The sequence below is a fragment of the Treponema endosymbiont of Eucomonympha sp. genome, from assembly GCF_001028545.1.
Genome location: NZ_BBPW01000506.1, coordinates 1 through 525 on the forward strand (window position 1 = coordinate 1; position 525 = coordinate 525).

At 51.8% G+C, this 525-nt stretch carries 1 protein-coding gene; it reads left to right on the forward strand.

Features of this window, described 5'->3' with window-relative positions; genetic code table 11:
* The first annotated feature begins 35 nt into the window (after positions 1–35).
* A complete protein-coding gene (locus AWU74_RS07800) occupies positions 36–305 on the forward strand; it encodes a hypothetical protein (RefSeq protein WP_162505059.1) in 270 nt (89 codons plus the stop codon).
* Positions 306–525 lie beyond the last annotated feature (220 nt).

Here is a 525-nt window from a genome sequence, read left to right on the forward strand (position 1 = left end):
CTTGAAACGCACTGGAATGGCTTTGACAAGATGAAATGAAGACGGCGTTGGTACAGTTATGCGCCATGCTCCGCGGAACGTACAAAGACCAAAACATTCACGCGCAGCTTTCAGCGAAGAACAGAAACAACGTTACACTTGAAGTGCGTAACAAAAGCGGCGAGACGCTGCGGCTTGTTTCCGACAAGTCGTCGGTAAAGGCAGGAGCGTACAACTCGCTTTTGGTGCAGAAAGATACGCTCAGAACAGGCTTTGGCAGTTCCGTGCCGCCTATAACGATTCCCGCTGGGGGCTACCAGTTGTAAAGGATGTTGGGCAGACAACGCGCTCTCTTGGGACGGCAAGAAGGGCAAATGGAAAACGTGGGCGTGGGTTCCGAAAGACGCGAGCACGGTTGGCTTTGCCTACCGGAAAGCGGACGAAAAGGGCGAAATCGTTATCAACCCGAAGTCGGAAAAGTTTGAAAAATGGGAAAGCAGTCAGCCACGTCCGTCTTTGCCAAGAAGCTGGCAGAGAAAAAAGAAC

Excerpts from the sequence above, each read along its gene's own strand:
- AWU74_RS07800 (WP_162505059.1), top strand. The coding sequence starts at position 36 with ATGAAGACGGCGTTGGTACAGTTATGCGCCATGCTCCGCGGAACGTAC.